The following is a 20,357-nucleotide window of genomic DNA, read 5'->3' as shown; positions in this document are numbered from 1 at the left end:
TTGTGCTCACGCCGCCTGGCCTACCTTTCTGAGAGGATGATTCAGCGTTTTCGGCGATTCCGCCTCAACGCATCATGCTCTAGCACGGGCGGGGCAGGGCGGCCATAAACCGGCCGATGTCCGCTTCACCCGCCCGCCGCGCCGCCGCCCATCTGCTGGAAACCGTCCTGGAGGCCCAGCGCCCCCTGGAGGAGGCGCTGGACGGCGTGCCCCCCATGGACCCGCGCGACAAGGCCGCCGGTCACCGCATCGCCGCCGCCGTGCTGCGCCGCCTGGGCAGCCTGGACGCAGCCATGGAGCCCTGGCTGCGCCGCGCGCCCCCGGCCCCCGCTCTGCGCGCGCTGCGCATCGGTGCCGCTGAACTGCTGCTGCTGGGCACGCCGCCGCATGCGGCTGTGGCCTCGGCGGTGTCGCTGGCCCCGCGCCCGCTGGCCGGACTGGTCAACGCCGTGCTGCGCCGCCTGGCCGAGGCCGGGCCCGCCGCGCTGGAGGGGCTGGACGCCGAAAGGCTGGACACGCCCCCCTGGCTCTGGGCCGGCTGGCACGCCGCCCATGGCGAGGCGGTGCGCGCCATCGCCGCCGCGCATCGGGAGGAGGCGCCGCTCGACCTCAGCCTGCGCCCCGGCGCCGCCGCGCCCGAGGGCGCCACCCTGCTGCCCACCGGCACCGCCCGCCTGCCCGCCGGCACGCGCATCACCGAACTGCCCGGCTTCGCGGAGGGCGATTTCTGGGCGCAGGACCTGGCGGCCGCCCTGCCGGCCCGGCTGCTGGCCGCGCGCGAGGGCGAATATGTGGCCGATCTCTGCGCCGCCCCCGGCGGCAAGACGGCGCAACTGGCCCTGACCGGCGCCCGCGTGGTGGCGGTGGAGCGCGACAGCGCCCGCATGGGGCGCCTGCGCGAGAACATGCTGCGGCTTCGCATCGCCCCCGAACTGGTCTGCGAGGACGCCGCCCGCTGGCAGCCCGCGGCACCGCTGGACGCCGTGCTGCTGGACGCCCCCTGCACCGCCACCGGCACCATACGCCGCCATCCCGACCTGCCGCATCTGCGCCGCCCCAAGGATGTGGCGAAGCTGGCGCAGGAACAGCGCCGCCTGCTGCACGCCGCCGCGCGGATGCTGCGGCCGGGCGGGCGGATGGTGTTCGCCACCTGCTCGCTCCAGGCCGAGGAGGGCGAGGCGCATCTGGCCGCCCTGCCCGAGGGGATGCGCCTGGACCCCATCCGCCGCGAGGAATTGCCCGGGCTGGAGGGCTGCCTCACGCCCCAAGGCGCGCTGCGCACCCGGCCCGATCAGGGGCCGGAGGGCGGGATGGACGGGTTCTTCGTCATGCGGCTGGCCAGGGTTAGCGGCTGATCCGGGGCAGTGGATCAGCCGGTCAGCAAGGCTTCCTCACCACACCCACACGCCACCGCCATAGCCGTAATAGCCGCGCCACCGCGGGGGGCCATAGTAGTAGGGCACGGGCTCGACCACCGTGACCACGGCGCGCGGCTCCTGGATGGTGTTGCCGGCGGCCGCCATGCATTGGGCGTAGACCACATCATAGCGCCGTTGCAGGCCCATGCCGCCCGCCTGGGCCTGGCTGGCGCCGACGGCCGAGCCGCCCAGAAGCCCCACCCCCGCGCCCACCGCCGCGCCCGCGCCAGCATTGCCGCTGGCCGCGCCCAGCAGCGCGCCCGCCGTGGCGCCCAGCGCCGTGCCGACCACGGCCGAACCCACCGCCGCCTGGTTCGCCGCCACCTGCGGCCCGCCGCCGCCGATGGCGTGGAAGGCGGTCTGCTGGCAGGCGAAATCCTCGCGCTGGAACTGCGCGAAATCCTTCCCCGCGGGCGGCAGCGCCGTGATGCTCGGCCCGCTGGGGGGCGGGATGGCGCAAGCCCCCAGCCCGAAGGCGGCCACGGCGCAGGCCACGATGCCTTTCCTGCCCATATGCTTCTCCCAATTCCTTGCGGACGGGATTTGGGCGCCACCCACGGCCAATGCCAGGGTTCGTTACACTTCCCCCGCGCTCATCACCCCACGCCGGGCGGCAGCAGCGAGACATGGGCGGCGACCACGCGCCAACCCTCCGGCATCCGCACCCAGCTTTGCGACTGGCGGCCGACCTGGTTGCTGCCCTCGCGGCGGAAGGTCGTGTTGGCGGTGCCGAAGTCGCGCCCATAGGTGGTCAGCACCGTCCGCAGCAGCTCGCGGCCGAAGGGGCCGGGGCGGGCGGCGCGGAAGGCCGCGATCTCGGCATGGCCGTGCAGGTTCTCGGTTGGCCCGTAGCGGACGGTGTGGGGGCTGACCCAGAAGAGTTCGTCCAGCACGGCCACGTCATTGGTGGTCAGCGCCACCTCGTAGCGGCGGAAGGCGGCCGTCAGCTCGGCCAGGGTCTCGGGGTTGTTGATTTCAGGCATGGGTGTCCCTCGGATTGGGGGCGCGGCAGGCGCCGATGCGTTCCAGATGCGCGGCCAGGCGGAACAGCTTGTCCTCGGCCCAGGGGGCGCCGATCAACTGCACGCCGATGGGCAGGTTGCCCGGCGTGGGCACGCCAGCGACCGGCGCCGCGATGACCGGCAGGCCGATGCAGGAGATGGGCTGGGTGTAGACGCCGAGATTGGGCCGCACCGGGATCATCTGGCCGTCCACCTCGATCATCTCCTGGCCGATGGGGGGCGCCACATAGGGGGTGGAGGGGGCGATCAGCACGTCGAACTCCTCGAACAGCGCCAACGCCTTCGCCCGATAGGCCGCCCGCGCGCGCTGCGCCTGCTGCACCCAGGTGGCGGGGAGCAGCGCGCCGGCCAGGAAGCGGTCGCGCGTGCCGGGGTCGAAATCATCGGGCCGGGTGCGGAGGTTGGGCAGATGCAAATTCGCCCCCTCCGCCATGGTGATGAGGAAGGCGGCCGCCCGGCCGATCGCGGCATCGGGCAGCGTCACGCGGTGGGTGGCGCCCAGCGCGCGGGCCACCGCCTCCACCGCCGCGAAGGCCTCGGCGTGGCCGTTGCGGGCGAAGTGGTCGTCGAGGAGGCCGATGCGGAGGTCGGCGGCGCCTTCCAGCGACACGGGCTCGACACCACGCCAGGCCTGGGCGTGGTCCTCCGCGTCGTCGCCCTGCAGGGCGTTGTAGGCCAGGGCGAGGTCCGCCACGTCGCGGGCAAAGGGCCCCAGATGGTCCAGCGCGCCCACGAACAGGAAGGCGCCCCGGCGCGACAGCCGCCCATAGGTGGGTTTCAGCCCCCAGATGCCGCAGAGCGAGGAAGGCACCCGGATGGAGCCATTGGTGTCGCTGCCCAATGTGATCGGCACCAGCCCCGCCGCCACCGCCGCAGCACTCCCGCCCGAGGAGCCGCCGGCGATGCGCGCCAGGTCGTGCGGATTGTGGCAGGGGCCGAAATGGGCGTTCTCGGTGGTGAAGCCATAGGCGTATTCGTCCATGTTCAGCGCGCCGAGCATCACGGCGCCCGCTTCGCGCAGCTTCCGCACCAGGAAGGCGTCGGCGCGGGCGGGGGGGCTGTCGCGCTCGATCTTGGCGCCGGCCAGCGTCACCACGCCCTCGAGGTCGAACAGGTTCTTCACCGCGACCGGAACGCCGGCCAGGGGGCCGGGGTCGCGCCCCGCCGCCACGGCCGCATCCACCGCTTCGGCCTCGGCGCGGGCGCGGGCGGCGGTGACTTCCGTGAAGGCGTTGAAGCGCGCGTCGCGGGCGGCGATGTCGGCCAGATGCGCCTCCACCACCTCCGCCGCGCGGCGCCGGCCGGCGCGGATCTCGGCGGCGAGGGCGGCCGCGCTCACTTGGGCGGGGTCCGGCCAGCGTTGAAGACCGGCGCGGCCTCATCAGCCGGGGTCAGGGGCATCTGCGCCACCAGCCCCGCCATGCGCGCCGCCAGGGCGAGGTTCATCACCACCCCGGGCAGGTGCTTCTCGTGCAGCGGCAGCCCCACCGCGGCCGCGGCCTGGCGGGCATAGGCTTCGGGGTCGAATTCCGGCATGGGGGCACCTCCAGCCCATCTGTTTCCGCCGGGAGGCGCCGCCGCGCCAAGGGGGCGGGCAGGGAGCATCGCCACGTGATATGCGCTGTCTGCGCCCCTGCTCGGCAAGGTGGCGCGGGATTGTGCAAAGCCCGCCCCTTCCGCATTGACCGGCGCCGCGCCCCCTGCCATCCCAAGGCCCATGTCCGACCCTGCCCTTCGTTCCGTCCGCGCCTGGCCCTTCGAGGAGGCGGCGAAGCTCGCCGACCGCCTGGCCGCCGCCGGCAAACGTGAGGCGCTGCTGGAGACGGGCTATGGCCCCTCCGGCCTGCCCCATATCGGCACCTTCGGCGAGGTGGCCCGCACCACCTGGGTCCGCCGTGCCTTCGAGGCCATGACCGGCCTGCCCACCCGCCTCATCGCCTTCAGCGACGACATGGACGGGCTGCGGAAGGTGCCGGACAATGTTCCCAACAAGGAGATGCTGGCGAAGCATCTCGGCCAGCCGCTGACGCGCATCCCCGACCCCTTCGGCACCCACCCCAGCTTTGGCGCGCACAACAACGCAAGGCTGCGCGCCTTCCTGGACGCCTTCGGCTTCGCATACGAGTTCGCCTCCTCCACCGACTACTACGCCTCGGGCCGCTTCGACGCGGCGCTGCTGCGGATGCTCTCCCTGCATGAGGAAGTCCGGCAGGTGATCCTGCCCACGCTGGGCGCGGAACGCCGCGCCACCTATTCGCCCTTCCTGCCCATCCATCCCCGCACCAGCATCGTCATGCAGGTGCCCGTGGAAGAAACGCGGCCCGAAGCGGGCACCATCGTCTGGACCGACCCCGACAGCGGCGAACGCTTCGAGACGCCCGTCACCGGCGGCGCCTGCAAGGCGCAGTGGAAGGCCGACTGGGCGCTGCGCTGGTACGCGCTGGGGGTGGACTACGAGATGTCCGGCAAGGACCTGATCGACAGCGTGCGGCTGAGTTCGGCCATCTGCCGCGTGCTGGGCGGTGAGCCGCCCGTCACCTTCACCTACGAGCTGTTCAACGACGAGAACGGCCAGAAGATCAGCAAGAGCAAGGGCAATGGCCTGACCATCGAGCAATGGCTGGAATACGGCCCGCCTGAGAGCCTCGCCTTCTTCATGTTCGGCTCGCCCGGAAGTGCCAAGCGCCTGCACAAGGAAGTGATTCCCCGCGCCGTGGATGACTGGATGGCGGGCATGGAGAAGCTGCGCGCCGAACGCGACCCCGCGAACCCCGCCTGGCACATCCATGGCGGCGTGGCGCCCAACGAAAAACTGCCGCCCATCTCCTACGCCACGCTGCTGAACCTGGCGGGCATCGCCAACACCGACGACCCCGCGCGGCTCTGGGCCTTCATCCGCAAATACTATCCGGACGCCGCGCCGGAGCATGAGCCCATGCTGGACCGCCTGGTCCGCAACGCCTGCGCCTATTGGCGCGACTGGGTGGCGCCGAAGCGCCACTTCCGCCCCGCCACGCCCGAGGAGGCCGTGGCGATGCGCGAACTGGTCCGCCTGCTGCGCGAGCGGCGCGCCGAGTTCGACGCCCTGCCCGCCGGGCCGGAGCGGGAGGCCGCCATCCAGAACGCCGTCTATGACGCGGGCAGGCGTGAGCCCTTCGCGGTGGTGAACAAGAAGGACGGCTCGCTCGGCGTCGGCCGCGCCTGGTTCCAGGCGCTCTACGAGGTGCTTCTGGGCAAGAGCGAGGGACCGCGCTTCGGCGGCACCGTCGCCATCATGGGCGTGGACGAGACCTGCGCCCTGATCGAGACGGCCCTGGCCCGTGAGGCCGCGCCCGCTTGACCCGCCTGCCGTGAAGACCTTGTGGCCCTTCGTGCGCCGCCATGGCGCCACCGTCTTCGGGCTGGTGGTGCTGGTGGGCGCCATCTGGGTGGTGCAGCGCGAATTCCGCAACCTCTCGATGGCGGATGTGCGCGCCGCGCTGGCGGCGCTGCCCATGTCCGGCCTGCTGGCCGCGGCGGGGCTGACAGTCGCGGCCTATGGCGTGCTGACCGTCTATGACTGGCTGGGGGCACGCTATGCGGGGCGACCCTCCTCCTGGCCTCGGGCGCTGCTGGCTTCCTTCTGCGGCTATTCGCTCGCGCACAATATCGGCTTCGCGGCGGTGTCCGGGGCCGCGGTGCGCTATCGGCTCTATTCGGCCTGGGGCTATTCGCCCATCGAGATCGGCAAGATCATCGGATTTACCTCGCTCACCTTCGGGCTGGGCGGCATGGCGCTGGGCGGCATGGTGCTGCTGTTCGAGCCGGAGGTGCTGCCCTGGGCGGGCGAGCACATGCCGCGCTGGGGCTTGCAACTGCTCTCCGTGCCGCTCTTCGCCTTGGTGCTGGGCTATGTGCTGCTGAGCAAGTTCCGCCGCACCATCCGCGTCTTCGGCCATAGGGTGGACCTGCCGGGCGTGCGCATGGCCATGGTGCAGACGGCGCTGGCCACGGTGGACGTGGCGGTGACGGCCGCCATCTTCTACGTGCTGCTGCCCGACGCCCCGGGCCTCACCTTCCTGCTCTTCGTGGGCATCTACCTCGCGGCCTATGCGGCGGGCATCGCGGCCAATGTGCCAGGGGGCCTCGGCGTCTTCGACGGCGCCATCCTGCTGGGCCTCGCGCCCTATATGGGCGCGGCCGAGGTGGTGGGGGCGCTGCTGGTGTTCCGCCTCTACTACTACATCGTGCCCCTCTTCATCGCGGGCGGGCTCTTCGCGGGCTTCGAGGTGACGCAGCGCAGCGACTGGCTGTCGCGCTTCGGCGCCATCGGCCGCGGCGCCATGCCGCTGGAGGTGCCGGCGCTGACGGGGCTGGTCGCGATCTGCGGCGCGCTGCTGATCTTCATGGGCGGCCTGCCGCTCTCGGTCACGGTGCTGAAGGAATGGGCGGGGTATGAGGCGGCGGTGGCGTCGCAATTCGCGGCCTCGGTCGTGGGCTCGCTGCTGATCGTCATGGCCTTCGGCCTGGCGCGGCGGCTGGCCATCGCCTGGTGGGGCGGGCTGATCCTGCTGCTGAACGGCGCGCTGATCGGCTGGCTGCGCGAGGAGGCCTGGTGGACCTGGGGCATCTTCCTGGTGGTGGCCGTGCTGCTCGCCACCATGCGCTCGGCCTTCTATCGCGGCAGTCGGCTGCGGCGGGAGCCGCTGTCCAACGAAATCCTGCTGCCGCTGGCCGCCACATCCATCTGCGGCCTCACCTTGGCGCTGCTGGCCAATGCCGGCCAGCTCCAGGGTGAGAGCTGGTGGCAGATCGTCCTGATGGAAGACGCCACACCGCAGCTGCGCTTCACGGTCGGGATCACCGCCGTGCTGCTGCTGGCCGGCATGGTGCAGCTTCTGCGCCCGGCGCGGATCGAAGCGCTGGCCTGGAGCACCGAGGCACGGCAACGCCTCGCCACCTTCGGCGCCCGCCCGCCCGCCACCGCCGATGCGGTGCTCTGGGGCGAGGCCGAGCGCGCGGGTCTCGCCTTCAGCCGGCATGGCCCCGTCTGGATCGCGCATGGAGACCCGGCGGGCGAGGCGCGGGATGCCGTCTCCGCCATCTGGCGCTTCCGTGATCTGTGCGAGCGGAATGGCGCGCGCCCGGCCTTCGTGGACATCGGCCCCGAGAATCTGCGCGTCTACGCGGATACGGGCCTGCAAACCTTGCCCGATGCCAAGCGTCCCGGCCGCTACCTGGCCTGCGATGCGCAGCGCGATCTGGAGGTGGTGCAGGCCGCCTGAATGGCGCGCCTGCCGGCTACTGGCTGCTCCAGAGGATGCGGTGCATCCAGGCCACGTCCTGCAGGTCGAAGCTGTAATCGGGGTGGGCGGGATTCAGGCTTGCCACCTCGATGCGCTTGGCGCTTTGGCGGCGCAGTTCCTTCGCCATCACCTCACCCGCGCGGGTTCGCAGCACCACGCGGTCGCCACGCCGGATGGGGGCCGCGGGCGAGACGATGACCACATCCCCGTCGCGGAACACCGGGGACATGGAATCGCCCGAGATCTCCAGCGCATAGGCGTTGGGGTCGCCGATCTCGGGCAGGCTGATCTCGTCCCAGCTGCCGCCCACCGGGAAGCCGCCATCGTCGAAATAGCCCTCGCTGCCCGCCTGGGCGAGGCCGATCAGCGGCACGCGGCGCACCACGCCCCGCCCCCCGCGTGACTGGCTGGGCAGGGTGGCGCTGCCGGAGACGAGGCTGGAGAAGGCCTCTATTCCTGCCCCCGTGGCGGCCAGCACCTTGGCGATGCTTTCCGTGGAGGGCCATCGGGCCCGCCCATCCGGCCCCACCCGCTTGGAGGGGTTGAAGGCCGTCGGGTCGAGCCCTGCGCGACGCGCGAGCCCCGAGGGCGAGAGCCCGTTCTCGGCGGCGAGCGAATCGAGCGCCCGCCAGATGTCATCGTGTCGCATATGCAAAACATGTTAGGTCGCTGGTCCGGATGCAATAGGAAAATCTTGCTTTCTGCTAGGGAGGTGAGTCACAACCGTGAGTGTGCACGCCCGCCGGCAATGCACGCTTCCCCAAGCCTCCCTCCAAGAAGGATGTGTCGCTGATGTCCGCTTCCCCCCGTCCAGGGCATTCCCCCGTTTTCGCCAGCCTCGCCAAGGCCGAGCCCTTCCGCTCCGCGGAGGAGGCCTGGTTCTGGACCATGGCCGCCTTGACCGCGCGGCGCGACGGCGCGCGCATCAGCGCCGGCAAGGGCGCGGCGCTGCGGCCCTGTGACCCGGATGATGTGGTGAAATGCCTGGACCGCCTCTATCGCCAGCGACGCATCGAGCTGTGCCACGCGCGCATCCTCCGCATCTGGGGCGAGCGCGGCATGCCCCCCAGCCCCCGCCACGCGAATGAGCGCGGCGATGCGCGGCTCTGGCGCGAAGCCCTGTCGCGACTGGAATTCCCATTGCGCCTCAAAGGGATCGTGGCCGGCACGCCGCGCCTGGAGGAGGCGGCGGAGGTGCTGCCCTTCGCGCCGCTCCGCCCGTGAAGCCCGCGCATCGGCGCCACATCCAGCAGCGCGCCTGGATCATCTTCGCCGGCCGCGCCGACCATGCCTGGCAACGCTGGCTGCGGCCGGGCTTTCGCCACTGCTTCGCGGCCATCGAGGACGCGCAGGGCTGGATGGTGCTGGAGGCGCTGACCGGGCGGCTCTTGCTGGCACGTCTGGACGTGCCGTCCGGCTTTGACGCACCAGCCTTCTATCGTCGCGCCGGGATGGTTCCGGTGGGGCCGTTTCCGCTCGATGACACCACGCTCGGGCCCGTCCGCGGGCCCCTGCCGCTGAACTGCGTCTCGGTGTGCCGGGCCGTGCTGGGACCACATGCGCCCTTCGCCTGGACCCCCTATGGGTTGTATCGGGCGCTTTCGTCTCGCGATCAAAATAGGAAAAAATACTTGACGAACGACATTTCGGCCCGCTAGAGAGACCAGGCCAACGGGCGAATTGCGTCCGCGGGCATCCCTCCCTCCTCCCCCGCCTTGCGGCGGGCCATCCCCCCGGATGGCCCGCCGTTCTTTTTCGCGCGGGTGGTCGGGAGCGTCCCACCCCAGACCGACAGGAGAACCGCGCGCATGGGAGGCTTGTTCCGTGCCCCAAGGCCCATCGTGGTGCCCGCGCCCACGCCCCCGCCCGCCCCGGAGCCGGTCAGCCCCGCCATCGCCGACGCCGCGGCCGAGCAGGCGCGCATCGAGGCACGGCAGCGCGCACGGCAGGGATTGTCGGGCACCATCGCCACCTCCGCCCGCGGGGTGTTGGCGCCGCTGCCGCTCGCGGTCACGCGCAAATCCCTGCTGGGCGAGTGACAGCCATGACCCCCCGCGACATCCTCGACCGCCAGCGTGAGGCGCAGAACCAGCGCCGCACCCTGGAAGCCATCTGGACCGATGCCTACGCCCATGTGCTGCCCAAGCCGCATGAGGCCACCGCCCTCTATGACGCCACCGCCGCCGACGCGACGGAACAGCTCGCGGCCTCGCTGCTGGCGGAGCTGACGCCGCCCTGGTCGCGCTGGTTCGGCCTCGCCCCCGCGCGCGATATGGCCGACACCCCCGCCGGCCAGGCCGCCGCCTATGCGCTGGAAGGCACGGCCGCCGTGCTGCAATCGCATCTCGACCGCTCCAACTTCGCGGTCGAGATGCACCAGGCCTTCCTCGACCTGGTCATCACCGGCACCGGCGTGCTGCTGGTGGAGGAAGCGCCCCCGGGCGAGACCTCGGCCCTGCGCTTCACCGCCGTGCCGGTGCGCCACGCGGTGCTGGAGGAGGGTCCCTCCGGCCGGCTCGACCGCGTCTATCGCGAAAGCGCGCTGACGCTCGCCGAAATCCGCCGCCGCTTCCCCTTCGCGGAACTGCCCCCCGCGCTGGAACGCATCAAGGATGGCGAGAGCCACCCGCCGCTGCGCGTCGTGGAGGCGGTGTGGCCCGATCGCTTCGGCCACCGCTACGCCGCCGTGCTGGACCCCGGCACGGGCAGCGACGCCACGCTGCTGGCCCAGGGCGGCTTCAGCGATCCGCCCTACATCGCCTTCCGCTGGCTCAAGGCGCCAGGCGAGGTCTATGGCCGCGGCCCCGTGGTGAAGGCGCTGCCCGACATCCGCACCGCCAACCGCGTGGTGGAACTGGTGCTGAAGAACGCCTCCATCGCCGTCACGGGCATCTGGCAGGCGGAGGATGACGGGGTGCTGAACCCCGCCACCGTGCAGTTGGTGCCCGGCGCCATCATCCCGCGCGCGCCGGGCAGTGCGGGCCTCACGCCGCTCGCCGCACCCGGCAATTTCGACGTGTCGCAGCTCATGCTGAACGACCTGCGGGCCCGCATCCGCCAGGCCTTGCTGGTGGACCGCCTTGGCAACCCGCGCGATGCCCGCATGACGGCGACCGAGGTGCTGGAACGCAGCGCCGAGACCTCCCGCCTGCTCGGCGCCACCTATGGCCGCCTGCAGTCGGAATTGCTGACGCCGCTGGTGGCGCGCTGCCTCTCCATCCTGGCGCGACGCGGCGAGGTGCCGCCCGTGCTGCTCGACAATGGCCGCGTGGCGCTGCGCTATGAAAGCCCGCTGGCCCGCGTGCAGGGCCGCGCCGATGCGGCGAACACGCTGCTCTTCCTCGAGGCCATCTCGAAGATGGGCAATGAGGCGCGCGAGCAGGTGGACGCCGCCGCCGCCGCGCGCTGGCTGGCGCGCACGCTGGGCGCCCCCGCCGAAATCCTCATCCCGACCCCCGTGGAGTGAAGCCCGCCATGCAAGACAGCCTGCTGGACGCCGCCATCTCGGCCCCCGCCGCCAATGCCCCCTCCTCGGGCGCCCCCTCCTCGGGCACCAGGTCCCGCCCGGACGAAATCCCCGAGAAATTCTGGGACCCCGAGCGCGGCGAGCTGCGCGTGGACGCGCTGCTGAAGAGCTACCGCGAACTGGAGCGCCGCCTGTCCCAGCGCCTCGCCCCCCCGGCCCCGATGCGGACCCAGAGGACATTCGCCGCTGGCGCGAGGTGCATGACATCCCCGACGCGCCGGACCTCTACGAGATCCAGATCCGCCACGAACTCACCTCGCCCGATATCGAGGTGAACCGGCGCCTCTATGAGGCGGGCTTCTCCCGCGCGCAGGTGCAGCTGGTCTATGACCTGGCGGCCGAACGCCTGCTGCCGCTGATCGCCGAGGCCGCGCAGCAGTTCGAGGCGCAGCGCCAGCTGGAGAAGCTGCACGCGCGCTATGGCGGCCCGGAGCGCTTCCGCCGCGTGGCCGCGCAGCTTTCCGCCTGGGGCCGCGCCAACCTCCCCGCGCCGGTCTTCGAGGCGCTCTCCACCACCGAGGAGGGTGTCATGGCGCTGGAGCGCATGATGCAGGGCAAGGAGCCGCAGATGGCCCGCGACGCCGAGCCGCCCGCCGCCGAGGATGAGGGCGAGCTGCGCCGGATGATGCGCGACCCGCGCTACTGGCGCTCGCGCGAGCCGGAGATCGTGAAGCGCGTCTCCGAGGGCTTCCGCCGCCTGGTGGGCGGCTGATTCACGACGCCGGAACGGCGGGGCCGCGTGCCGCCCCCCACGGGGCTGACCCCCCCCGGCACCGCCCCGCCCTTGGCCGCCCGCAGCTCCCCTCATGGGGTGAGCGCGGGCGGCCCGCGCCCGCCGCGCGCCCATGCGCCGCGGCGGGCGCACCCCTTTCGCCGCGCAGAACGTGTGCCCGGAATCCCGGCGGACGCGCGTGGCGCGGGCGTGCCCGCGTGCCCCCCGAGGCCAACACGCGCCACGCCCTTCCCGCCATTCCCGACAGGAGAAACCCTGTGACCCAGTCCATCGACCAGGCCTTCATCAAGCAGTTCGAGGCCGAGGTGCATGAGGCCTACCAGCGCCAGGGCAGCAAGCTGCGCCCCACCGTGCGCAGCAAGTCCAACGTGAAGGGCGCCAGCACGGTGTTCCAGCGCGTGGGCCGCGGCGTCGCCACGTCCAAGTCGCGCAACGGCGTGGTGCCGGTGATGAACCTCACCTACTCCGCCGTCGAGTGCTTCCTGCAGGACCACTATGCGGGCGAGTGGATCGACAAGCTCGACGACCTCAAGACCAACATCAATGAGCTGCAGGTGCTGGCCAATGCCGGCGCCTATGCGCTCGGCCGCAAGACGGATGAGCTGATCATCTCGGCGCTGGACAGCGCCACGCAGGAGGCCGTCGGCACGCAGTCCGGCCAGACGGACAATGACGGGCTGACGCGCAGCAAGATCCTGCTGGCCTTCGAGATGATGGGCGAGGCCGATGTGCCCGATGACGGCCAGCGCTATGCCATCGTCGGCTGGAAGCAGTGGAGCGAGCTGCTGACCATCAGCGAATTCGCCAACTCCGCCTTCGTGGGCGAGGACGACCTGCCCTGGAAGGGCAGCCAGGCCAAACGCTGGCTGGGCGCCACCTGGATCCCGCACAGCGGCCTGACCCAGGTGGGTGAGCTGCGCTTCTGCTACTTCTACCACCGCACCAGCGTGGCCCACGCCTCGGCGCAGGAGATCGTCACCGACGTGACCTGGCATGGCGACCGTGCCGCGCATTTCGTGAACAGCATGATGAGCCAGGGCGCCGTGCTGGTGGACGACAGCGGCGTGGTGCGCATGCGCTGCCGCGAAGTCGCCTGATCCAAGGCTGAATCGCTGCCGGCCCCGCACGGGCCGGCGGCACCCCCCCACGTCAACGGAGTGACACGCGATGGCGCTGACCGCCCTCGAACTCTGCTCGCGCGCCCTGCTGCGCCTGGGCGCGCAGACCATCGCCAGCTTCGACGAAGGCACGGGCGAGGCCGAGGTCGCGGCCGGCCTCTATGAGGGCGTGCGCGACGCGCTGCTCTCCTCCCATCCCTGGAGCTTCGCCACCGGCCAATCCACCCTGCCGCGCCTCTCGGCCACGCCCACGGCGGATTTCCGGTATGCCTTCCAGCTCCCCACGGGCTTCCTGCGCGCGCTCTCGGCCGGGGCGCCGGGCAGCGGGCGGGGCCTCGAATACCGCCTGCTGGAAGACCGCCTGCATTGCGACGCCGAGCAGGTGACGCTGACCTACATCTTCCGCCCCGCGGAGAGCGCCTTCCCCGGATTCTTCGCCGCCGCCCTGGTGGCCCGCCTCTCGGCGGAGTTCTGCATCCCGCTGACCGAGAGCACCACGCGCGCCCAGATGCTGTTCGGCCAGGCCGAGACGGAGCTGCGCCAGGCCCGCCGCGCCGACAGCCAGCAGGCCACGCCGCGCGCCATCCAGGGCTTCCCGCTGATCCAGGCGCGGGGGTGACACGATGGCCGAGCTGCGACAGGTCAAGACCAACTTCACCGCGGGCGAGCTCTCGCCCGAGATGCTGGGCCGCGCCGATCTGCGCGCCTATGCCAATGGCGCCAAGCGCCTGCGTAACGTCTTCATCCAGCCCACCGGCGGCATCACGCGCCGCCCCGGGCTGCGCCATGTGGCGACACTGCCCGGCCCCGCCCGCCTTGTCGCCTTCGAGTTCAACACGGAGCAGGCCTATCTGCTGGTGCTGCTGCACCAGGAATTCCAGGTCTATCTCGGCGACGTGATGGTCGCGCAGGGCACGGGCCCCTGGACCGGGGCGATGCTGCCGCAGCTCGGCTTCACGCAATCGGCCGACACGCTGCTGGTCTGCCACCCCGACATGCCGCCGCAGCGCGTCACGCGCACCAGCCACACCAGCTGGCTCGTGTCAGGCTGGGAGTGGGTGGCCATTCCGGGCTTCCGCTTCGCGCCGCCGGGCATCACCCTGGCGCCGAGCGCCGTCTCGGGGCTGGTCACGCTCTCCGCCTCGGCGCCGGTCTTCGAGGCGGGGCATCTCGGCACCACGCTGCGCTTCCGTGGCCAGGCGGGCACGGTCGTGGCGGTGCCCAACCCCTCGCAGGTCACGTGGAACCCGGCCGAGGCGCTGCCCGACACCAATGCCAGCGCCGATTGGGAGGAAGCGGCCTTCAGCCCCGTGCGCGGCTGGCCCGTCACCTGCTGCTTCCACCAGGACCGGCTGGTCATCGGCGGCTCGCGGGACCTGCCGAACCGGCTGTGGCTCTCGCGCTCCGGGCAGATCTTCAACTTCGACCGCGGCGGCGGCCTGGACGACGAGGGCATCGAATTCGGCTTGGTCTCCGACCAGGTGAACGCCATCCGCGCCGTCTTCTCGGGCCGCCACCTGCAGGTCTTCACCACGGGCGGCGAATGGATGGTGACGGGTGATCCGCTGACGCCCTCCTCCATCCAGCTCAACCGGCAGACGCGCATCGGCAGCAGCGCCACGCGCATCATCCAGCCGGTCGATGTGGATGGCAGCACCATCTTCGCCGCGCGCAGCGGCCGCGCCATCCACGAATTCGCCTATACCGACGTGCAGCAGGCCTATCAGGCGAATGACCTCGCGCTGGTGGCCGCGCACCTCATCCAGCAGCCCGTCGCCATGGCCTATGACCAGGCGCACCGCCTGCTGCATGTGGCGATGGAGGATGGCTCGCTCGCCACGCTCACCCTGTTCCGCGCGGAGCAGGTGACGGCCTGGACGCGGCAGGAGACGCAAGGTGCCTTCCGCGCCGTGGCCGAAGTTGAAGGCCGCGTCTTCTGCCTGGTGGAGCGCGACGGCACGCTGCGCCTGGAGCGCTTCGACAACGCGCTGATGCTGGATGCCGCGCTGGAAGGCGTGAGCAACGTGCCGCTGACGGTCTGGACGGGACTTGGCCATCTCTCCGGCCAGGTGGCCGGCGTGCTGGCCGAAGGCGCCCCGCGCGAGGACGCGCTGGTCTCGGGTGGCGCCGTCACCATCAACCCTGGCGCCGCCTCGGTGCAGATCGGCCTGCGCTACGCGCATGAGGTGGAGCCGCTGCCGCCCGACCTCGGCAACGCCATCGGCGCCGCCATCCCGCTGCGGCTGGTGGGTGTGGGCTTCCGGCTTCTGGACACGCAATCGCTCCAGCTCGACCTCGGGCGCGGGCCCAAGCCCGTGCCATTCCGTCGCTTCGACACGCCGCTGCTCGATGCGCCGCCGCCGCGTTTCACGGGCGATGCACGCATCGCCGCACTCGGCTGGTCGCGCGACGCGCTGCGGCCGCTGTGGCGCATCACGGGCGATGCGCCGCTGGCCTTCACCCTGCTCTCCGTCACCACCGACATGAGGACGAACGCCTGATGGCCGCCCTAGCCCCCCTCGCGACCCTCGCCTCGACCGGCTTCGGCGTCTACGCGCAGCAGCAGCAGGCGGCCCAGTCGCGCGCCCAGCAGCGCGCGCAGGTGGAGATCCAGCAGCAGGCCGAGGCCGCACGCCAGGAACAGCTTCAGCTCCAGCAGCAGGCCGAGGCCAGGCTGCGCGGCGAGAGGCTGGCGCGCACCCTGGCCTCCACCCGCGCGCGCCTCGCCGCCGGCGGATTGTCGGCGGATGACGGTTCCGCCGCCGCCGTGCAGGCGGGGCTGCGCGCCGATGCCGCCGCCGGCCAGCGGGACAGCGATGAACTCTTCCGCGCGCGGCTCGCCTCGGGCCGCGCGTCCCTGCTCAACCCCGATGGCTCGTTGACCACGGTCTCCTCGCTGCTGCGCGCATTGCCCAGCTTCGGGAATTCCGTCCGCAGCCTGCTCGATTGAGGAGCCACGTCATGTCAGAGCATATCCGCATCGGCGACATCGCGCCGCGCGTGCATTACGTGGCGGATGGGGTGCAGACCGCCTTCACCTACCCCTTCCCCATCTTCGCCGCGCAGAACCTCCGTGTGCTGGCCGACGGCATCCAGCTCGCCTCCGGTTTCGCCGTGCAGGGCGCGGGTGCCTCCGAGGGCGGCACGGTGGTCTTCGCCACCCCGCCCGTCACGGGCACGCGCATCGCCCTCGTCCGGCGCATCGCCATCGAGCGCACGACGGACTTCCAGCCCAACGGGCTGCTGCGCGCGGTCACGCTCAATGACGAGCTGGACCGCCAGGTGGCCGGCCTGCAGGAGGTGCGCGACGAGGTGGGCTCCGGCCTGCGCGTGGCCTTGGATGAGACGCCGACGGGTCTCGTCCTGCCGCCCCGTGCCGCGCGCGCCGAGCGCCTGCTGGGCTTCGACGCGCTGGGCAATGTCACCGCCTTTCCGCGCACCGGCACCATCTCGGCCGTCTTCCCGCAGGCCGTGCCGCGCAGCGTGGAGGACAAGCTGGCCGAGACGCTCTCCGCGCGCGACTTCGGCGCGACGGGCGATGGCGTGACCGATGACGGCCCCGCATTGCAGGCGGCGATGAACGCGGCCGCCGCGGCCTCGCGCCACCTCGTCATCGGCGAGGGCAGCTTCCGCACCACCATGCCGCTGGTGCTGCCTGGCCCCGCCGTGGGCCTGACCATGCAGGGCAGCATCATCTATGCCGGGCCCTCCGGTCAGCCGGCGCTGACGCTGGGCGACGGCGCGGCCACGCGCAACGCCACCAAGCTCTACGAGGGGCTGCGCGTGCTGCGCGCCACCATCAGCGACTGGGAGAACGAGGGCGACATCGGCATCCTGCTGCGCAACCTCGACGCCAGCACGGTGGAGGTGCGCCTGGTGGAAGGCTTCACCATCGGCATCCGCACCCAGGGGGTGGAACGCGGCTTCGAGGACAGCCAGCTCTTCCTCGGGCGCATCGTGAACAACAAGATCGGGCTGGACGCGCACACCGTCACGGCCGCGGCGTGGAACACCTCGGTGCGCTATTTCGGCGGGCACTTCGCCATCGCCTCCTCGCTCTATCCGGACAAGGACCGCTTCGGCGTGCGCTTCTCGGCGGAGCCGGGCGCCTATGTCGCGCACAACCGGCATGTGTTCTTCGGCCCGAACTTCGAGCTCCAGGCCGCGAACCGGCCCATCCTGGGCGTGCCCTTCCTCTCCACCGTCAGCAGCCGCGCCGTGCTCGCCTATGGGATGCGGATGGAGGGCTGCTCGCCCTTCGCGGGCCGCCACACCAGTTCCGCGCAGGACCATGTCTACGAGGTGGCCTGGGCCAGCCAGGCCTACCAGCTGGACATCGACTACGCGCCGGGCGCGACACGCGTGGGCGGCGTGGTGCGCGCGCTGCACCAGGCGGCCGCGCACCGGGAATTCACGCGCGAGGTCGCCTCGGTGCCCAGCCTGCGCGCCGCCGCCTTCCGCTGGACGGCCACGCAGACGGGCTTCGACCGCCTGGCCTGCCTCTCCTCCAATGTCGGCGGCACGCCCACCACGCTGGCGCAGTTCGCCTTCCCGGGCCTCGACGCCTATGCGCTGGGGGCGGAGGGTGTCACGCTGCAAGGCGGGCGCGGCCTGGGCTTCGTCGTGGATGCGCGGCGCACGAAGGAATTCGCACTGGCGGTGGACGGTGACAACCCGCGCCTCGTCATCCAGTGCTTCGACGCGTCCATGAATCTGCTGACCGACGTCAACGGGCCTTTGGTGCGCGCCTCCGGCCAATCGCTCGCGTGGAACGCCACCGCGCGCTGGTGGCAGGGCTCGGCCGACATGAACGATGCGAATTTGACGCGGCTGCAGGTCGTGCGGCTCCAACCCTCCGTTGGCTATGCCATCATCGGCGTCGCGCGCATCGGGGTGGACTACGAGGTGCGCGCCATGCGCCTGGCCTGCGACCCGTCGCAGGCACCGGCGCTGCTCTACGGCCTGCCCGGCCTGCCGCACGGCGCGCGGGAGCTGCGCGCGGAACAGGGCTATGAAGGCGTCACCCTCGCCGCCGGCAGCACGGCGCAGGTGAACGTGCCGGTGCCGGGCGCGCGGCCCGGGGATTTCGCGCAGGCGGCCTACAGCCTCTCTACCTCTGCCATCGTCTTCCTCGCGCAGATCGGCGCGCAGGATGTGGTGACGGTGACCATGTGGAACCGCTCCGGCGGCAGCGTCACGCTGAATGCGGGCACGGTGCGGGTGCGCGCGGTGAAATCGTGAGGCGTCGTCGCAAGCCCTCCATGCCGGTGCGGCTGGAGGATGCGGTGGCCGAGGTGACGGCGGACTACCTCAATTTCCTTCGCTCGCCCCGCCCGGACGAACCCGAGGACGCCAAATCCTTCGCCGCGCGCCACGCCGCCGCCAAGACCGCGCTGTCGCATATCGAGCAGATCATCAAGCTCGCCGACACACCCGCCGAGACGACGGAGGCCGACACCGAGAACCTGCTGCACGAAGCCCGCCACCAGATGGACCAGGACAGTGACACGGGGGAGGACACTGCACGCGATGGAGAAGCCGGCTGACCTGCTGGAATTCACCTGGATGTGGAACCGCGCCCAGGAGCTGAGGACGCCCGCCCTGCACCGCCGCATCCTGCTTTGGCTGGAGGACCGGCCGTCGAACCGCATGCTGCTGATGGCCTTCCGTGGCTGCGGGAAGTCCACGCTGGTGGGGCTGCTCTGCGCCTGGTCGCTGTATCGCAATCCGGAGCTGCGGATCATGGTGCTGGCGGCCGAACAGTCGCTCGCCGCGCGCATGGTGGCGCATGTGCGCCGCGTGCTGGAGCGCCACCCGCTCTGCCGTCCGCTGCTGCCGGAGGATGGCGAGGCCTGGGCGACCGACCGCTTCACCGTGGCCCGCCGTTCGGCGCTGCGCGACCCCTCGATGTTCGCGCAGGGGCTGCAGGGCAACATCACCGGCGCGCGCGCGGACCTCATCATCTGCGACGACGTGGAGGTGCCGGGCAATTGCGACACGCCCGGCAAGCGCCACGAACTGCGCGAGCGCCTGGCGGAGACGGAGTTCATCCTGACACCGGGCGGCGCCATCCTCTACGTCGGCACGCCGCACACGGAGGAGAGCCTCTACCGCCCCGGCGACGACTTCCTGCGCGGTTATGCGCGGCTGGAGGTGCCCATCCTGGACGCCGAGGGCCGCAGCGCCTGGCCCGAGCGTTTCTCGGAGCCCGCCATCGCCGCCATCCGCCGGCGCGTCGGCCCCATGCACTTCGCCCGGCAGATGCTGCTGCAACCCGTGCCCGCCGCGGCCGCGCGGCTCGATCCCGCGCTGCTGCTGCGCTACGCGGAGCAGACGGAATATGTCGAGGCGCAGGGCCGCCCGCAGCTCTGGCTGCTCGGGCGGCGCATGGTCTCGGGCGGCGGCTTCTGGGACCCCGCCTTCGGGCGCGAGAAGGGCGGCGATGGCTCCGTGCTCGCCGCCACCTACATGGATGGGGAGAACCACCACTTCATCCACCGCGTGGAGTGGATCACGCAGCGCGCCGACGCCGCCGACGACCCCGCCACGCAGCAATGCCGCCAGGTGGCCGCCCTCGCGCGGGACCTGCACCTGCCCGTGGTGCGCGTCGAGACCAACGGGCTGGGCCGCTTCCTGCCCGCCCTGCTCAAGCGCGAGATGGCGCGCGCCGGGGCCGCCTGCCAGGTGCTGGAACATGCCAGCCACCGCCCCAAGGCGGAGCGCATCCTGGCCGCCTTCGACCCGCTGCTGGCGGCCCGGCGCCTCTATGCGCATGAAGGCGTGATGACCTCCGCCTTCGCGCGCGAGATGGCGGAATGGCGCCCCGACGCGAAGGGGGCGCGCGACGACGCGCTGGACGCCGTGGCCGGCGCCATCCTGGCCGAACCGGTCCGGATGCCGGCCCTGCCGCCGCAGCCGCGCGGGCCGAGTTGGCGGGGTTAGCGCCTGATCCGCGAAGGCGGGAACGCCGGAGCGGTGAATCAGCCGCTCAAACTAAGCCGGCGCCTTCTTCAGGATCTCACTCGCATGGCGCTCCCGCCCCGCGGGCGTGATCGCGAAGCGCCCGTCAGGCCCCAGCTCGGCCAGCCCCATCGTGGAAAGCCGCCGCAGGCAGGGCTCGTCCGCCAGGCCGGGCGGGCGGCCATGCTGCCGCACCAGCGTCAGCCGGTGCAGGGCCGAGCGGCAGCAGGTCTCGAGATACGGCTCGTTCCACATCGCCCCTCCATACCCCCTCTCCGGGGTCCGCCCCGTTGTG

21 protein-coding genes are annotated in these 20,357 nt (G+C 71.7%); 15 read left to right on the top strand and 6 right to left on the bottom strand.

The window, feature by feature from the left end; genetic code table 11:
- The first annotated feature begins 116 nt into the window (after window positions 1-116).
- Window positions 117-1,355, top strand: a complete 1,239-nt coding sequence (locus tag ICW72_RS13400) for an RsmB/NOP family class I SAM-dependent RNA methyltransferase (RefSeq protein ID WP_191083171.1) — start codon at window positions 117-119, stop codon at window positions 1,353-1,355.
- A gap of 36 nt (window positions 1,356-1,391) precedes the next feature.
- Here ICW72_RS13400 and ICW72_RS13395 read toward each other — a convergent pair whose 3' ends face one another.
- The 4 genes from ICW72_RS13395 to ICW72_RS13380 all read right to left on the bottom strand — a co-directional run bounded on the left by ICW72_RS13395 (window position 1,392) and on the right by ICW72_RS13380 (window position 3,976).
- A complete protein-coding gene (locus ICW72_RS13395; protein ID WP_191083170.1) occupies window positions 1,392-1,931 on the bottom strand; it encodes a glycine zipper family protein in 540 nt (179 codons plus the stop codon).
- An 83-nt stretch (window positions 1,932-2,014) separates the two neighbouring features.
- The gene (hpxZ, locus tag ICW72_RS13390) at window positions 2,015-2,401 is read right to left on the bottom strand and encodes an oxalurate catabolism protein HpxZ (protein WP_191083169.1); all 387 of its coding nucleotides are present in this window, start codon (window positions 2,399-2,401) and stop codon (window positions 2,015-2,017) included.
- Window positions 2,394-3,779 carry an AtzE family amidohydrolase gene (locus ICW72_RS13385; RefSeq protein ID WP_191083168.1) on the bottom strand — a complete coding sequence of 462 codons (1,386 nt, stop codon included), beginning with the start codon at window positions 3,777-3,779 and terminating at the stop codon, window positions 2,394-2,396. The genes hpxZ and ICW72_RS13385 overlap by 8 nt, the downstream gene beginning before the upstream one ends.
- Complete coding sequence (locus ICW72_RS13380; protein WP_191083167.1) at window positions 3,776-3,976, bottom strand: DUF4089 domain-containing protein; 201 nt, start codon at window positions 3,974-3,976, stop codon at window positions 3,776-3,778. Before ICW72_RS13380 ends, ICW72_RS13385 begins: the two co-directional genes overlap by 4 nt.
- A 181-nt stretch (window positions 3,977-4,157) precedes the next feature.
- Between ICW72_RS13380 and ICW72_RS13375 the strand changes: the two genes are divergently transcribed.
- Window positions 4,158-5,780, top strand: a complete 1,623-nt coding sequence (locus tag ICW72_RS13375) for a lysine--tRNA ligase (protein ID WP_191083166.1) — start codon at window positions 4,158-4,160, stop codon at window positions 5,778-5,780.
- Between the two features lie 10 nt (window positions 5,781-5,790).
- Complete coding sequence (locus ICW72_RS13370) at window positions 5,791-7,704, top strand: lysylphosphatidylglycerol synthase domain-containing protein (protein ID WP_223880581.1); 1,914 nt, start codon at window positions 5,791-5,793, stop codon at window positions 7,702-7,704.
- A gap of 16 nt (window positions 7,705-7,720) precedes the next feature.
- Here ICW72_RS13370 and ICW72_RS13365 read toward each other — a convergent pair whose 3' ends face one another.
- Window positions 7,721-8,374, bottom strand: coding sequence for a S24 family peptidase (locus ICW72_RS13365; RefSeq protein WP_184382097.1), 654 nt, complete (start codon window positions 8,372-8,374; stop codon window positions 7,721-7,723).
- A gap of 143 nt (window positions 8,375-8,517) precedes the next feature.
- On the opposite strand from ICW72_RS13365, the gene ICW72_RS13360 reads away from it, so the two are divergent.
- The 12 genes from ICW72_RS13360 (at window position 8,518) to terL (ending at window position 20,044) form a co-directional block, all read left to right on the top strand.
- Window positions 8,518-8,949: a hypothetical protein gene (locus ICW72_RS13360; protein WP_191083165.1), complete on the top strand. Its 432-nt coding sequence runs from the start codon at window positions 8,518-8,520 to the stop codon at window positions 8,947-8,949.
- Window positions 8,946-9,383 (top strand): hypothetical protein, encoded by a 438-nt coding sequence (locus ICW72_RS13355; RefSeq protein ID WP_191083164.1) that lies wholly within the window; start codon window positions 8,946-8,948, stop codon window positions 9,381-9,383. The genes ICW72_RS13360 and ICW72_RS13355 overlap by 4 nt, the downstream gene beginning before the upstream one ends.
- Window positions 9,384-9,533: 150 nt before the next feature.
- Window positions 9,534-9,764 (top strand): hypothetical protein, encoded by a 231-nt coding sequence (locus tag ICW72_RS13350; protein ID WP_191083163.1) that lies wholly within the window; start codon window positions 9,534-9,536, stop codon window positions 9,762-9,764.
- Between the two features lie 5 nt (window positions 9,765-9,769).
- Complete coding sequence (locus tag ICW72_RS13345) at window positions 9,770-11,191, top strand: portal protein (RefSeq protein ID WP_191083162.1); 1,422 nt, start codon at window positions 9,770-9,772, stop codon at window positions 11,189-11,191.
- Window positions 11,192-11,447: 256 nt separating this feature from the next.
- Window positions 11,448-11,963 carry a capsid assembly protein gene (locus tag ICW72_RS13340; RefSeq protein ID WP_332308918.1) on the top strand — a complete coding sequence of 172 codons (516 nt, stop codon included), beginning with the start codon at window positions 11,448-11,450 and terminating at the stop codon, window positions 11,961-11,963.
- A 278-nt stretch (window positions 11,964-12,241) separates the two neighbouring features.
- On the top strand, window positions 12,242-13,081 hold the full coding sequence (locus ICW72_RS13335; RefSeq protein WP_191083161.1) for a phage capsid protein: 840 nt from the start codon (window positions 12,242-12,244) through the stop codon (window positions 13,079-13,081).
- A 70-nt stretch (window positions 13,082-13,151) separates the two neighbouring features.
- On the top strand, window positions 13,152-13,721 hold the full coding sequence (locus ICW72_RS13330; protein ID WP_191083160.1) for a hypothetical protein: 570 nt from the start codon (window positions 13,152-13,154) through the stop codon (window positions 13,719-13,721).
- Window positions 13,722-13,725: 4 nt separating this feature from the next.
- Window positions 13,726-15,603: a hypothetical protein gene (locus ICW72_RS13325; RefSeq protein ID WP_191083159.1), complete on the top strand. Its 1,878-nt coding sequence runs from the start codon at window positions 13,726-13,728 to the stop codon at window positions 15,601-15,603.
- Window positions 15,603-16,052: a hypothetical protein gene (locus ICW72_RS13320; protein ID WP_191083158.1), complete on the top strand. Its 450-nt coding sequence runs from the start codon at window positions 15,603-15,605 to the stop codon at window positions 16,050-16,052. The genes ICW72_RS13325 and ICW72_RS13320 overlap by 1 nt, the downstream gene beginning before the upstream one ends.
- Window positions 16,053-16,063: 11 nt before the next feature.
- Window positions 16,064-18,343, top strand: a complete 2,280-nt coding sequence (locus tag ICW72_RS13315) for a glycosyl hydrolase family 28-related protein (RefSeq protein WP_191083157.1) — start codon at window positions 16,064-16,066, stop codon at window positions 18,341-18,343.
- The gene (locus tag ICW72_RS13310) at window positions 18,340-18,648 is read left to right on the top strand and encodes a hypothetical protein (RefSeq protein WP_191083156.1); all 309 of its coding nucleotides are present in this window, start codon (window positions 18,340-18,342) and stop codon (window positions 18,646-18,648) included. The genes ICW72_RS13315 and ICW72_RS13310 overlap by 4 nt, the downstream gene beginning before the upstream one ends.
- Entirely contained in the window at window positions 18,632-20,044 is a 1,413-nt protein-coding gene (gene terL / locus ICW72_RS13305) for a phage terminase large subunit (protein ID WP_191083155.1), read from the top strand. Before ICW72_RS13310 ends, terL begins: the two co-directional genes overlap by 17 nt.
- Window positions 20,045-20,095: 51 nt before the next feature.
- Here the strand turns inward: terL and ICW72_RS13300 are convergent, their stop codons facing one another.
- A complete protein-coding gene (locus ICW72_RS13300) occupies window positions 20,096-20,317 on the bottom strand; it encodes a hypothetical protein (RefSeq protein WP_191083154.1) in 222 nt (73 codons plus the stop codon).
- Window positions 20,318-20,357: the final 40 nt, after the last annotated feature.

It is taken from the genome of Roseococcus microcysteis (genome assembly GCF_014764365.1).
Lineage (GTDB): Bacteria > Pseudomonadota > Alphaproteobacteria > Acetobacterales > Acetobacteraceae > Roseococcus > Roseococcus microcysteis.
Note: the sequence above shows the minus strand (reverse complement) of the source record. Positions and strands in the feature narration are given on the sequence as shown.